The sequence below is a fragment of the Stenotrophomonas sp. ZAC14D1_NAIMI4_1 genome (assembly GCF_003086775.1).
In the GTDB taxonomy this organism is placed as follows: domain Bacteria; phylum Pseudomonadota; class Gammaproteobacteria; order Xanthomonadales; family Xanthomonadaceae; genus Stenotrophomonas.
In genome coordinates this window covers 1715285-1727616 of sequence record NZ_CP026001.1, presented here as the reverse complement: position 1 = coordinate 1727616, position 12332 = coordinate 1715285, and the positions used below count along the sequence as shown (strand labels likewise).

The window sequence follows — 12332 nt, the reverse complement described above, 5'->3', positions numbered from 1 at the left end:
AGATGTTCTTCCAGCCTCCTGTCACGCGCCATTGGCGGCCACCACGTCAAGTTCAATCACGCGGTTTGCTGCCCAGGCCGCAAGCTGCCGAGGTGACCAGCCATCACGCTCCAGTGCATCTGCGATGTCCCAGCCATCGGGCTGGCCCGTCACATCCACGAAGCGGATTGACTTGGCGCCTGCACGCTTCAGCAGCTGGGCGACACCCGGCTTGAACTGCTCAGCGTCATTCCTCCACCCCAGCATTGCCTGCCGCCCCGGATTGTCGGCGTCGGGCCAGAGGACACAGTCCCGGCCAGCCAGAGGCGACCAGTCCGCTTTCGTGACTGCCTTGCCGCCCCCTGACCAACTGATTGCCGCGTATCCAGGGAACGCGCGCGCCGCCACGTCCCGACACTTCTCTCCTTCCGCAATCAGCACCGGCGCTTCGGGCTTCGCGGCCAAGGCATCCAGCCCATACAGCGGCCGCACACCAGGGAAGCTCTCAAGGCACCATTGCTTCTGGCCGTCAGGTCCGACGCACCAGGTCACTTGGGGCGTCCACTTCTTCAGCTTGCGGCTGTCGCGGTCAACGAACTCACAGCGCAGCACGTAGCCGAGGGTCTGCCCCTCCGCATTGCGGTAGGGAAACACCCTTGCTGGCTTCATTCGACGGAGCTTGTCGCGCTTGGCGTTCCAGATCGGCACCGTCCAGCCGCTGTCGGTCAGCAGCGACGGCGCGTCATCCGGGACAGGCAGAATCGGCACCCACTTCACCCGCAGCAACTCTTGGCTGGGGAGCTTCTCTCGTTCAGCTGCAACACCCAGCTGCCCGCCGGTGAGCTGGGAGCAAGCCTCAAGGAAACCGACCTGCAGGTGCTGCACAAGGAAGCCGATCACATCACCATGCGCGCCACAGCCAAAGCAGTGGTAGAAACCCTTGATCTCATTGACCGTGAAGCTCGCCGATGACTCATCGTGGAAGGGGCACAGCCCGCTGTACTCGCCCCGACCGGCAGGCCTGAGCTTGACGTAGCGGCCGACGACTTCAGCGATATCCGCAGACTGGCGGATTGCATCAGTGTCCACGTGGCTGTTCGCCATCAGCGACGCCTCCCAGCTGCGGCTTCGCGGCGCTCGATCATCAGCCACTGCACCCGCAGGTAATCAGCGACTCGCTGCCGGCAGCCCTCGCGCCCCGTGCAAACACCAGGTGCCTGGCAGGCTTCTGGGATCTGCTCGATCTGTGCGCGCCACTGCTCGCGTGGCTGACGTGCAATCAGTAGGGCCTGATGCAGACATTGATTCACACCCAACGGATACCTCCTTCATCGAGCTGGCGCTGGGCGCTGTCTCTACGTTCGGTTTCTTGGCGGATGCGCTCGCGCTCTGCCAATGCTTCTTCACCAATCAACCCGGGCACCGCATCTGTCAGTGCCAAGGCCGCCAGTTCCATCGCCTGCCGTGCAGACGCGCTGGCTATGCCACGCCGTCGATACCGGGATCGATGGGCGTGGTGAGTTGCCACGTCAGTCCTCCGTCCCCTGCTGACCAGCAGCACGGCAGGCGTTGCGCTCGAGGCGGTAGCAGAGCCTGCGCACGTCGCGCGACAGGTCCTGGATTCGATCGGCCTCGGGGATGGTCAAGCGCTGGTCTGCCAGCGCGTCGATACCTGCACCGGCCAGCGCACCTGTCAGCTTGTGCAGCTCCAGCAGCTTTGCCTGGATCGCGGCCAGTTCGTTGGGCCAGCCACCCTCGGGCGGCGGCGGGACGTAGTCGACCATCAGGTCGTACTGGCCTGCGAGCGAGCAAACCCAGTCGGTGGCAATGTCCTGCGTCACCACGAACTGCTGCAGGTAGTCGGTCAGGATCTCGGCCATCTCCATGGAGATAGACTCGCCATCAATGCCTCGCAGTTTCTTGCGCAGCGTTTCGGTCGAGATCGACCTTCCTCTGCGCTTGCTGATGTGGGCCGCGGCATCCTGCAGACCACCTGGGGCACGGGCCACAGCGCTGTGCAGCGCGTCGCGCCAGTACAGGTCAGAGCGAAGGCAGGTCATGCTTCCCCCTGAAACGCTGCACCATTCATCGTGGGAAGGCGGGTGGCAGCCGGCGCAACATTACCGGCATGGCAGAGATCATCAGCTTCCCGCAGCGCATGCACTTCACCGCTCTCCGCGCCTATGACGCTGCAACCGGCATCGGTGGCGTGGTGGCGGTACTGTTCGCCCCTGTACGCCAAGCTCGTGCATCCAGAGCACTTCATGCCGTCTCAGCCGGCCAGATGTCGGGGCGGATTGCAGCAAGAGCCAACGGCTCGCACCCGAGCTCGCCACCGATCTCGACCGATGCCTCCTGAATCTTTCTCGCCAAGGCCGGGCTGGGCTTCTTTTTCCTCCATCCGGTCGCGCACTGCCACAGGTAACCCTCAGAACTGCCGGTCAGGGCAGCGAGGCGCCGCTTACGTTCGGGATCCGAAATGAAGGTGAGTAGGTCCATAGGGCTAGTATTTAGCCCGCAGCTAAAGCCCGTTGTCAAGCTGGTGGCGAAACAACGGTGTTTAGCTAGTAGCTACGCTTCCCGGATGGACGCCATAACCGCCAGACACCTCAACCTTCAGGCCTTGGTTGCCACGCTCAAGCCGCAGCTCGGCACGCAGAAGGCGATCGCCATCCATCTGGATATGGCGCCCTCCTACCTGAATCAGCTACTGGGCGGGAAGAAGCTCGGCGACGACGTCGCACGCAAGATCGAACGCGCAGCGGGGTTGTCACACGGCTGGTTGGATCAGCCCAGGCCTGAAGACGCTGCTGTCGATGCCGCTACTGCTGGTTCTCAGGATCTGCGAATCGACCCTGAGATCATCGCCTCCGCGATCAGGCTCGTCAGGCTCACCTTCGCCAACCTTGGAATTGATGACTTCAGCAATGAGGACGACGGTACGCCACTGGCTTATGCCTACGAGTACCTCTATCACCGAGGCGAGGCCACGGTAACCCCTGACAACCTGATTGATTTCAGCAAGGCGCTTGCGCAAAGGCTCAGGGAGAAGGATGGAGAACCAAAAGAAGGAGCCCCCAGCCGCGGGGACACTCGAGGCATTGGCGCAGGTGATCGCCCAGCGCGTCGCAAGGCGTGACGGGCAGAAGCCCAAGCTGCGCGTGGTCGCAGCGCCGAAGCCATCAACCATCGATAACGTGACGCGAGACAGCATCCTCCGCCGCATCCGCTGGCTGCGCGATCACTACAACCTGGGCTGCTTGATCGATCAGGCAACGTTCAACACGCCTGGCATCGACTGCCTGGAAAACGATGCGCTGGTGCAGCTGCATCGGGAAATGGAGGCTGCCAGGGAATGCTGCATGGAAGGTGTCCCCTTGGATGAAGCCGGCTTCATCAGGGATGTTTCGATACAAGACGTCTGACCGAGAGCCGTGATCAGTGGGCGCACCTGGCGCCCACTCCTATCATTTACCACCGGCTGAGTACTTCTCCCGCGTGGCGCGCTCACGCTCACTGCGAGCATCACCGCATCGCCTTCTGGCTTCCGCCATCTGGCTGTCTGCCGAGGCCCTATCCGCCGCTTGGGTTTGCTGCAGGCTTGCGATCTGCGCGCGCAATCCTGACGCATAGGTAGCGCCGGCAAGGTTATTCCGCGCACCGGCCAGCTGCCTGTTGAGGGATGCAATCTCACGCGATGCATCCTGCCCGCGCGCGTTCACCGGGCCGTAGATCCTGTTCTGCTCCGAGGACAGGCAGTTCCGTTCTGTTATGCCTGCATCCGCAAGCTCTGTCGTCTGGTAAACGGCGGCACGATTGGCAGCCTCGCCCGCGCTTTCTGTTGACGCGCGGTTGGACCGCAACTTCATGGGTGCAGCTCCTGCGGCACAGGGGTCCTGCGAGTAGACAGTCTCTCCGTTTGCCCCCTTGCACTTGAAGACCTGCGCCGAAGCCCAAGGCGAAACCAAAAGCGCAACCCCTAACACCAACAATCTGCCGAACATCGCAGCCTCCCTGGCCCTGATATGCCCGGGAATTATCCGGGGTGTCCCGTCCGTTTTCAGCCCTCGCGAATAAATTTAGCTGTCAGCTATTGCATTGAGAATTTAGCTGTGGGATAAATTGCTCCGCCGGCACCCCACCGGCGGGCGACCGGCGGGTTGCCAAGCGGCCCGGGCCTCCCCTCCTTGCCGCAGCCGCTCCCCACGGCAGATGACCCGCCGGCGCCCTCTCTTAACCAGGAGCGCGCCATGTCTCATCGCCACGCCGATCCGAGCCCAACCCTGCTGCCGCTGCTGGCCGTCAAGGCCCTGCTGGCGCTGGCGGCCCGCGATCACAGCACCGCCCGGACCCTGTGGACCCGCAGCAAGGGCGAACACAGCCGCAACCAGCTGCGCCGCTCGCGCCGCATGGGCATGGCAAGCCTTCGCCTGGAAGCCTGTTCGCGGGATCTGTCGGCTGAGGTGCGGGCATGAAACGCCGTCTCCGCATCACCTGGCTCGCAGTTGGGCTTCTGGCCGCCGTCGTCGTGCCGCTGCGCATCGCCGAGATCCGCAGCGCCCATGCCTACCACGATGCCGCGAAGGCCCGCTGGGCAGCCAGCAGTTCGGTGAGGGGCTGAGCATGCGCCAGACCTCACGCCCGCTGCCTGCATCGGTTCCCTCCTGTGGCCACGGCCACCGGCCGCAGATCGTCACCACCAGCGGCGCGCCCACCGGGCATCGCCTCGGCACGGCCTGCCCCGACCTGGTGCACATCGAGTGCCACCGCTGCGGCATTGCTACCCGGCCGGTTCCCTACGACCGCGCCGCGCTGGCCGAGCTGCGCTGGACCGACAGCACCTTGGCGCACTACCGCATTCCGATCTCCCACCTCGCCCGCCACCGCGGCGAAGTGCTGGCCGAACTCGCTTCAACCGCCCCTTCCACCTCCATCGCAGCCTGACCAGGAGACACGCCATGGCCGCCGCACTCAAGCCGAAAGAACGCGCAGCGCTGCTGGCAGCGCATGCCGCTTCGGACCACGCGCTTCACCGCACCCGCGCGGGCTTCGCACCCAACAACCGACCGGAGAAGGTCTTCACCCGCCGCGTCATGAACTGGCTGGATGAGCGAGTCCTGATGCGCTTCGACGATCCGGAGCTTCCGCGCACGGCGACCTTGACCGCCGCCGGCCTTGCCGCTGCCGAGGCCGAGATTGCCAAGGCCCGCGACCTGGCGCTGTCCGCATGAGCGCTGCAGCAACCCTCCCGGTCGAGCAGCAGTTCGCCACTGGCCACCAGGGCGAGTCGCTGGTGCTGATGGTGTGCCAGGGCTGGATCTGGGCCGGGCTGTACACCGCCGCACCCCGCCAGTCGCTCACGAAGCTCGCCGCCAGCGCCAGCCGGAGCGTGGGGGTATCGCACAACTCGCTGCGCTTGGGCGGCACGACCTTCCCCCTCAACCGTCTGGCCGCTCAGGCCGCACACCGCTGGCTCGACCGACAGGGCGTGCGCGTCCGGTCGATCTCCCCCAACAACCGCGCTACGCGCAGCACGAAAGGAATCCACGCATGAGCCGCTCTGTCGTGATCTATGGACCGAAACGCTGCGGCAAAACCGCCAACGCGCAGGAGCTGCGCGAACACTTCGGCATGAAGGACGTGGTGGACGACTGGGATGGGCACACCGCCTACCCGTTGGACGACACCTTGGTGCTGACCAACAACGCCGATGCCGTCGCGCATCAGTCGTCGCGCGTGCTGCACTTGGGCAGCGCGATGCGCCAGATGGTTGCTGGGGCGCGCGCATGAGTCCTCGCCCCCAGCACACCGGCCGCGCCGACCTGGTGCGCAAGGCCCTTGCGCAGTTCCCGCAGGGCGCAACGATTGAGCAGCTGAGGACCATCGGACGCATCAACGAGTCGAGCCACGTTATCAGCCACACGCTGACCGGCTTGGCGCGCAGTGGCCAGGCTACCTGCGCGCGCTCCGGACGCACCGGCATCTGGCGCCTTGCAGGCCACGTACAGCACGCCATTGCCCCGCTGCACGCGGCCGCACCCCGCGAACGACGGACGTTCCGCGCCCTGGTCACGGCGCTGCCCGAGAACGGCCGCGCGAGTGATGCATCGACCACCGTGCGGCACAAGGATTACGAGCGCGACCAGCTGGCCGAGGATCTGGCCGCGTTCCGCGCCAACGGCGGGCGTATCGAACAGCTGGGCACCACGCCGCTGCGCCCCACCTTGAGCCGCCATGCCGCCAACCACGGCGGTTACATGGATCGCTTGTCCGTCCAAAACGCGGACTGACCTCGATGAGCGCCCCTTCCACAGACCGCTCCACCGACGCTGCAACGGCCCGGAAAGTGCTTTACGCGACCGGCCCTGCTCACCAGGCATTCGGACAGTCCCGCGCCGCGTACCACGTGATTACCCGGCGGACCCTGCAGTCGATGCCCGCGGAGTGGCAGGAGCGCTACATCGGCCTCATTGCGGAGGCCAGAGCCTACCTGCCGGCGGACGCGTTCCCGCAGTACCAGGTGATCCGCCTGAACGATGGTCGATACGCGACCGATCCCCACCGCCGGTACCGCCGCGGAGGGCCGATCCCCCCTCGCCCGGCTGGCGCTGCAGCAGAGCCCAACCTCGCGCCGCTGGGCGGCGCATTCGTCAACACCGACGTCGACTTCTAGCAGGAACCCCAATGACCGCGACCCAACAGACGAAAGAGTTCCCCATCGCCTACGCGTGCCCTGAGCTGCGCGAGGCCGTCCGCACCCTGGAGGCAATCGCCGTTGAGGCGGTGTGGATTCCCAACGCTGCAAAGGCGGTTCCTCTGGCACAGGCCGCGACCGCGCTGCTCGACCTGTATGCCCGGCTTCCTCGCGTGCAGGATCTGCGCGTATTCGAGGCACCGGTGGCGGCTTGGTACAACGCGCTCCGCAGCAGCTTCCAAGAAGGCGACGCGCCGCTCTGCGATATCACCAAGGCCCGGCTGGCGCAGGCCTCGCAGCTGCTGCAGCTGGTGCGCGGCCAGACTGGTACCGGCGTCGATCCGGCAGATCCGTGGCGCGGACTGTATGACCCTGCACGGCTGCCGGCGCGGGACGGCCATGGCGAAGTCATGTGCCATCCGGATGTGCCTGCGTGGGCTGATGGCCGCGAATCGTCCCTCCTGCCGCTGTTCTACGCGCAAGGATTTGACCTGGTCGTGGTGGAGGCAGAGTTCGAGGAGGAATCCGTCGGTACCGGTGTCTACGCCAACACCCAGCGGATGATCGACTGGAACCCGGAGGCGCCGGGGCCTGACTGGCGCCTGGTGTGGCTGGGCGAGACGGAGGACGGCCTGGCTGCGTGGTTTGTGCGGCCCTTGGCTATCGCCGCTCTCGAAACGATGGGGGCCCGCGCATGAACACCTCTATGGCAGACGGTGCCGCCCAGCGCCTTGTCGCAAAAATGGCCCAGATCCTGTTCGGCCAGCCGGGCCTGACCCTGATGGAGCTGACGGAGAGGGTGAAGGGGATGCAGCCCTCCCGGGCCGGTCAGGTGGATGCATTGGTAACGGACCAAATGGTAATGGCCGCACTCCAGGCCGTAACCAGAGAGACGCTGGCAGGCGTTCTCGATTGCGACAGCAAAGTAATCGGCATCCTGACTGCATACGGGATCGATGGCGCCGTGCATATCCCGACCATGGTGCGTGCCATGCTTGAAGCCGCGCTCGCCGCCCGCCCGCCGGTGCACGCACTTGTCAGGGATTCCTTGACCGTTGGCCGTGAGCACCAGATGGGGCAGGAGCCGGCTGCGTGGGCGACACACCACGATGAGCCAATGCTCTATCCCACATTCAGCGAAGCAGCTGCCCACTGCGACGACAATGAGGCGCCGATCCCGCTCTACCCCATCCCGCTCGCGCAAGCCGACGACGTGGAGCCACGTGCGATGGACACCGCGCCACGCGATGGAACCATGGTCCGCCTTCTGGTGCAGTTCGAAGATAACGCCACCGAGGACACCGCAAAGCCGGCGTGGACCATCGGCGCGTGCAACGACAACTACCTAGGCGAGGACGAAAGGACCGGCTGGCGGTTCGCAGGCTGGTGCTGGACACACGACCATTTCACCGAAGGCAAGGGCGTGCCGGTCGGCTGGCTGCCGCTGATCAACAGCCGGGCGGTGGGCAGTGGCTGACCTTCTACCAAATATCAGGCGGTTGGGGCAAAGGAAGAAAGCCGTCGCCACTGTAGATAACCCTATCAAGGTCTTCCGCGGAATCATTCGCAAACGGTCTTATCAGTGCAGCGACTACTCGAATCTCATGCATCAATGCAGCGTGTCGGCTGTTCAATTCATCGACTTCGTACTCGAGAAACTGAGAGCCAAGCTCGGGATCATAGGTGAGATCAAATGTCGAAACAGTTTCATTCCATCGGCCTATCGCTCGCCTGAGCCGGTTCAATCCATGAACAAGAGGCAGCGTTTCAGGTGTTGCCTTGAGCACCGGAACGGACACCGGCCTACTGAGTCCGCGAACACGAGCGTTGTTTCGAGCTGCATCACCATCCGGTTTGACAAAATTAAGGGTCAGACTCACCACCCCCATCCTTTCTCGAAGATCAATCAAATCGCCGGCAAAATCCTCCATTGCAGCCGATGCAACTGCATGGTCCTCCCCCTTCCTGCGCTTGATAGGAAGAACTACAGCCCAGTAAGTAACAGCAGCAGCAATCCAACTTCCGGCCCCACCAAAAACTGCGGCGGCGACTGCCCAAGCTTCCCACTCCGGGATGCACTTGCTTCCCAACCACCAGCATTGGCTAAGCGCGTCCAGCATGCTCATTCCTTGATCCCCCTATGGCGTGGACGAAATTCTGCCATGTGGCAAAGTGCAACGGTGCGCATTTATGGCTGATCAGCAGCGGTGGCCCCTGCCGTCAGAATCTGACGATACGCTGGGCCTTGAAGGCGCAGCTAGGATGATGCGTCTTGGACTAGAGGCGATGAAAGACCTGGTGGACAAAGGTGAAGTGCCGGCCGTGCGCCTGAATCAGAAGCACACCGTCATGCTCCGCGAGGATCTGATCGACTTCCTCCGCTCAGAAGGTCGCCGGCAGGCAGCCGAACGGAAGAAGTCAGCGACCGGCAACCAGCCGGCCGCCAACGCCCCCGCAGGCTCCCCCCCCAAGCGCAAAGGCAAGGCGCGGCGCATCACGCCTCCTGACCTACGGGCCTACGAGCAAGCCGATCACCAGAGCTGATCGGCCAAGTCCGAGGCACGCAGGTTGGCGTATCGCTTTAGCTGCCGCGGATCGCGATGCCCTGTGATGCTCGCTATCTTGATGTCCGTCAGCGTGGTCTTCTCATAGAGTCGGCTTGTTGCTTCGTGGCGCAGATCGTGGAAGCCAAGGTCCGCGCAGCCCGCCGCAACGAAGATGCGCTCGAATTGGCGCGAGAGCTTGCTCGAAACACGGCGCAGAGCCAGCGGGCTACGCTCGCCCTCCCAGAACGGAAACAACCGCCCGCCGAAGTCACCCTTGTACGCCGCGAGCTTGGCTAGCAGCACCGACGTCATCGGCACCTGGCGCTTGCTCCCGTTCTTTGTCTTGTCCAGGAAGATCGTGCGGCGCGCAACATCTATCTGGCTGTGCTCCAGCGTGTAGATCTCCCGCATGCGCATGGCCGTTTCCAGCGCCATCTCGAACATCAGCACAAGCGCATCACGCTGTGGAAGATCCAGCGCTCTCTGGCGGCCCTCGGGCTTAGCCCCAGCCATGATCTCTCGAATGCGAGCTTCCTCGCCCTCTTCTAGCCGGCGATCGCGCTCCTGATCATTTTTCGCGTGCCCATCGATTTTCGCCACAGCCACCTTGTCGTCGGGCGTGTACGTCGAATAACCGCGCGGCAGGAGACGAAGCGGATTCATGGGCAGCGCACCGTGAGCGGCCAGCCAGTCGAGAGCCCGCGACAACGCCCCCACGTAATGCCGAATGGTGGATGGCGCGAGGTTCTGCTCGCGCTTCATTGTGGTGACCCAGTCGGTGGCCCAGGTAAAGGTGAGCTGCGGAAGCGTGATACCTATCGGCAACCGCGACAGCAACACTGGCAGTAACTGCTCATCATCCAGCGAGATATGCTGCGCACCCCGGTATTCACTGACCTGGCCACGCAGATCTTTCGCCGCCGCCTTAGTGTTCAGAAGCTCGTCGGGAACGACTCCCCGATCAAGAAGCGCCTCAAGTCTCCGCACATATTCATCACCCTCCGCCTCAGAGCTAAACGTCAGATAAACTGGCTGAGGAAGCACCTTTGCTCGTCGAATGGTGAATTGCCACGAGCTCCCCCTTCGCCTTTTCGTCGCCATGGTCGCTCACGTGAATTCGATACTAGAAACCATACCAGAGGCTGGGGCGCATCGCTCCCCTGATCGCAATGATCTATCAGGGAAGCCCTTCAGCCGCAGACAGCGAAAATTTCCATCAACAGGAAAACGCACTCTAGAATATTCAACTAAGCGTTTTCAGCAACACTTCCGAGATGTACTCTCCGCGCAGCTGCCTAGCCTTTGTACCGTTCACTGCTTCAGTTGCAGAGAGCTTGTAGTCGGCCGGAAGCTCTGCCTCGAATTCCTTCAATGCGTGCGCAACGCGCTCCTTATCCAACTTTCCACCATTAACCTGAATACTCGCAATGACAATAAGAAGAGTGAAAACATTCGCCTTATTAAGCCAATAAGATTTACCCTTGAAACCAAGCGAAAGAATCAATTCAGCCGCTGCCTCAATTTGCCTAACCACATTATCGCGCTCACCAAATGAGAGTGCGTAGTCGTCGAGCAAATCGTTTGCCTTCTCGTTTCGATTCGAGTATCCGGCAAGCAAGGTGGCCATGACGTTCAAAATGTGCATCAAATTCGTCTTTCTAGCTATTTCCTGATAACTAAAGACGCCCTTCTCACTCATCAACTTTTGAATCGACTTAACTTTCTGCTTGGCAGCCCAGTTATAGAAATCTTCGGGAATATTAGGATCCTCCCTGAAATCTTCGTCTGCCGAAGCTTTGAGGCTTACTTGATCGACCAGCAGTTTACCAACCAGCATAAATTCTGAAGTGGAATACTGCGACGCCAGCTTCTCGATCGACGTCAGCGAAGATGAAGTCCGGTTAATGCGCTGAAAGATCTCCTGAACCTTGGGGTCATCATTTTCCAAATCAAGCTCAATTACCGGAACGTCATATTTGAGAAATGCTGACTTTTCTTCATCTGTAAGGTTAGAGAATGTTCTCCCCCCAACTTCAAACTGCTCAGAAATGTACGCCTCTATGGCGTTACAACGCTGCTGCCCATCAACAATACATGAGACAGTCGACATCTCTTCAACGTCAACCTTGCCCTTAGAAATGAAGATTTGCGGGAATGGATAGCCCTTCAAGATGGTTTCGATGAACTCCCGCTTATGCACATCCCGCCAAACAAGATTCCGCTGAAAATAAGCATCAGGGATCAACCTACGATTACGAATATCGTTGATCAGATTTAAAAGAGAAACCGAACGGACTTTGTATTCAATCACTTTACCACTCCCATACCAACCCGCCCACGGATGACAGATCGCTGTTTAGATTCAAAAAATCGTTCAGATAGATAGATCATCGCGGAGATCGACTTAAATTCCCTATTATGTTTCGCACTCAACCTGCCAAAGAAATTCGTCCATTCCGCCCGCATTTCGGATACCGGCATCAGATCAGGCCTAAGCATACCCTTGGCGACATAGGCAAGGTACTGCTCCTTGTAACTAACTCCCTTTACCAATGGGAACCGCGACCCATCGGTGTAGCCTTTAGTCAAGTTCAGGACCGCTTCCATATAACCTATGAAAAGTCTCTCATCGATGATTGCAAGATCCAAATCAGACTGTCCCGCGACGAAGGCGCGAGCTTTGTGTATGCTAACTCCCAGCTTCGCGGATCCGCACACATGGATACTAGTAATGGGCACAGCCCATTGCTCTGCGACTTCGTTGAGGATCTCATACTGCAGTTCTTCGTTGCCGACAAATGCCTGAGTCGGATACGTTAGAAATACTTTCCTTGCGATTTTGTCGTGGGCGACTCTGCCCGAGAGCCCGAGGTCAATTGCAGCCAGGTGGTCCATCTATCGACAGTGTCCTTGTCTACTCGTAGATGGATACTGCTTCAATGAGTCCACTCAAGCAACCGCCCCGCCAACGGACGCAACTGAAGTCGTGTGCTGACCACCAGCATCGGCCTTTCATGCCAAAGCGCAAGCGATTAGCTCAACTGACGTAATCGCACTTCTATCATGTTTACGTGAGTTTGCCACGTTAGAACAGCTGGCAGAGCGTCAATTTT

Annotated in this window: 22 protein-coding genes; 14 read left to right on the top strand and 8 right to left on the bottom strand. The window is 61.2% G+C overall.

What is annotated here, in order from left to right; genetic code table 11:
- Nucleotides 1-21 precede the first annotated feature (21 nt).
- The 3 genes from C1927_RS08045 to C1927_RS08030 all read right to left on the bottom strand — a co-directional run bounded on the left by C1927_RS08045 (nt 22) and on the right by C1927_RS08030 (nt 2039).
- Entirely contained in the window at nt 22-1083 is a 1062-nt protein-coding gene (locus tag C1927_RS08045) for a CHC2 zinc finger domain-containing protein (protein ID WP_108746388.1), read from the bottom strand.
- Between the two features lie 202 nt (nt 1084-1285).
- Nucleotides 1286-1435 carry a hypothetical protein gene (locus C1927_RS08035; protein WP_216821178.1) on the bottom strand — a complete coding sequence of 50 codons (150 nt, stop codon included), beginning with the start codon at nt 1433-1435 and terminating at the stop codon, nt 1286-1288.
- Nucleotides 1436-1508: 73 nt separating this feature from the next.
- Nucleotides 1509-2039 (bottom strand): hypothetical protein, encoded by a 531-nt coding sequence (locus C1927_RS08030; protein ID WP_108746385.1) that lies wholly within the window; start codon nt 2037-2039, stop codon nt 1509-1511.
- 68 nt (nt 2040-2107) lie between these two features.
- Here C1927_RS08030 and C1927_RS21385 point away from each other — a divergent pair, with 68 nt between their 5' ends.
- The 3 genes from C1927_RS21385 to C1927_RS08010 all read left to right on the top strand — a co-directional run bounded on the left by C1927_RS21385 (nt 2108) and on the right by C1927_RS08010 (nt 3404).
- Nucleotides 2108-2338: a hypothetical protein gene (locus tag C1927_RS21385; RefSeq protein ID WP_159095327.1), complete on the top strand. Its 231-nt coding sequence runs from the start codon at nt 2108-2110 to the stop codon at nt 2336-2338.
- A 225-nt stretch (nt 2339-2563) separates the two neighbouring features.
- Complete coding sequence (locus C1927_RS08015; protein WP_254051554.1) at nt 2564-3118, top strand: hypothetical protein; 555 nt, start codon at nt 2564-2566, stop codon at nt 3116-3118.
- The gene (locus C1927_RS08010; protein ID WP_243402653.1) at nt 3090-3404 is read left to right on the top strand and encodes a hypothetical protein; all 315 of its coding nucleotides are present in this window, start codon (nt 3090-3092) and stop codon (nt 3402-3404) included. Before C1927_RS08015 ends, C1927_RS08010 begins: the two co-directional genes overlap by 29 nt.
- Before the next feature lie 42 nt (nt 3405-3446).
- On the opposite strand, the gene C1927_RS08005 is transcribed toward C1927_RS08010, so the two are convergent.
- Nucleotides 3447-3983, bottom strand: a complete 537-nt coding sequence (locus tag C1927_RS08005) for a DUF4124 domain-containing protein (RefSeq protein WP_108746380.1) — start codon at nt 3981-3983, stop codon at nt 3447-3449.
- Between the two features lie 246 nt (nt 3984-4229).
- On the opposite strand from C1927_RS08005, the gene C1927_RS08000 reads away from it, so the two are divergent.
- Genes C1927_RS08000 through C1927_RS07960 form a run of 10 tightly spaced genes read left to right on the top strand, consistent with a single transcriptional unit; the run spans nt 4230 to nt 8150 of the window.
- Nucleotides 4230-4454 carry a hypothetical protein gene (locus C1927_RS08000; RefSeq protein WP_108746379.1) on the top strand — a complete coding sequence of 75 codons (225 nt, stop codon included), beginning with the start codon at nt 4230-4232 and terminating at the stop codon, nt 4452-4454.
- Nucleotides 4451-4600: a hypothetical protein gene (locus C1927_RS21520; RefSeq protein ID WP_174208679.1), complete on the top strand. Its 150-nt coding sequence runs from the start codon at nt 4451-4453 to the stop codon at nt 4598-4600. Before C1927_RS08000 ends, C1927_RS21520 begins: the two co-directional genes overlap by 4 nt.
- A gap of 2 nt (nt 4601-4602) precedes the next feature.
- Nucleotides 4603-4923 (top strand): hypothetical protein, encoded by a 321-nt coding sequence (locus tag C1927_RS07995; protein ID WP_108746378.1) that lies wholly within the window; start codon nt 4603-4605, stop codon nt 4921-4923.
- A gap of 14 nt (nt 4924-4937) precedes the next feature.
- On the top strand, nt 4938-5210 hold the full coding sequence (locus C1927_RS07990; protein ID WP_108746377.1) for a hypothetical protein: 273 nt from the start codon (nt 4938-4940) through the stop codon (nt 5208-5210).
- Complete coding sequence (locus tag C1927_RS07985) at nt 5207-5533, top strand: hypothetical protein (protein WP_108746376.1); 327 nt, start codon at nt 5207-5209, stop codon at nt 5531-5533. The genes C1927_RS07990 and C1927_RS07985 overlap by 4 nt, the downstream gene beginning before the upstream one ends.
- A complete protein-coding gene (locus tag C1927_RS07980) occupies nt 5530-5769 on the top strand; it encodes a hypothetical protein (RefSeq protein WP_108746375.1) in 240 nt (79 codons plus the stop codon). The genes C1927_RS07985 and C1927_RS07980 overlap by 4 nt, the downstream gene beginning before the upstream one ends.
- Nucleotides 5766-6269: a hypothetical protein gene (locus C1927_RS07975; RefSeq protein WP_108746374.1), complete on the top strand. Its 504-nt coding sequence runs from the start codon at nt 5766-5768 to the stop codon at nt 6267-6269. The genes C1927_RS07980 and C1927_RS07975 overlap by 4 nt, the downstream gene beginning before the upstream one ends.
- Nucleotides 6270-6274: 5 nt before the next feature.
- Nucleotides 6275-6652 (top strand): hypothetical protein, encoded by a 378-nt coding sequence (locus C1927_RS07970; protein WP_108746373.1) that lies wholly within the window; start codon nt 6275-6277, stop codon nt 6650-6652.
- A gap of 11 nt (nt 6653-6663) precedes the next feature.
- Nucleotides 6664-7371 (top strand): hypothetical protein, encoded by a 708-nt coding sequence (locus C1927_RS07965; RefSeq protein ID WP_108746372.1) that lies wholly within the window; start codon nt 6664-6666, stop codon nt 7369-7371.
- Entirely contained in the window at nt 7368-8150 is a 783-nt protein-coding gene (locus C1927_RS07960; RefSeq protein ID WP_159095326.1) for a hypothetical protein, read from the top strand. The genes C1927_RS07965 and C1927_RS07960 overlap by 4 nt, the downstream gene beginning before the upstream one ends.
- Before the next feature lie 4 nt (nt 8151-8154).
- On the opposite strand, the gene C1927_RS21380 is transcribed toward C1927_RS07960, so the two are convergent.
- A complete protein-coding gene (locus C1927_RS21380; RefSeq protein ID WP_216821177.1) occupies nt 8155-8799 on the bottom strand; it encodes a hypothetical protein in 645 nt (214 codons plus the stop codon).
- 160 nt (nt 8800-8959) lie between these two features.
- Here C1927_RS21380 and C1927_RS07955 point away from each other — a divergent pair, with 160 nt between their 5' ends.
- On the top strand, nt 8960-9217 hold the full coding sequence (locus tag C1927_RS07955; RefSeq protein WP_159095324.1) for a hypothetical protein: 258 nt from the start codon (nt 8960-8962) through the stop codon (nt 9215-9217).
- Here the strand turns inward: C1927_RS07955 and C1927_RS07950 are convergent.
- The 3 genes from C1927_RS07950 to C1927_RS07940 all read right to left on the bottom strand — a co-directional run bounded on the left by C1927_RS07950 (nt 9205) and on the right by C1927_RS07940 (nt 12114).
- Entirely contained in the window at nt 9205-10263 is a 1059-nt protein-coding gene (locus C1927_RS07950; protein ID WP_254051553.1) for a site-specific integrase, read from the bottom strand. The genes C1927_RS07955 and C1927_RS07950 overlap by 13 nt on opposite strands.
- 199 nt (nt 10264-10462) lie before the next feature.
- Nucleotides 10463-11530 carry a DUF262 domain-containing protein gene (locus C1927_RS07945; RefSeq protein WP_108746368.1) on the bottom strand — a complete coding sequence of 356 codons (1068 nt, stop codon included), beginning with the start codon at nt 11528-11530 and terminating at the stop codon, nt 10463-10465.
- Nucleotides 11527-12114: a hypothetical protein gene (locus tag C1927_RS07940; protein ID WP_108746367.1), complete on the bottom strand. Its 588-nt coding sequence runs from the start codon at nt 12112-12114 to the stop codon at nt 11527-11529. The genes C1927_RS07945 and C1927_RS07940 overlap by 4 nt, the downstream gene beginning before the upstream one ends.
- Nucleotides 12115-12332: the final 218 nt, after the last annotated feature.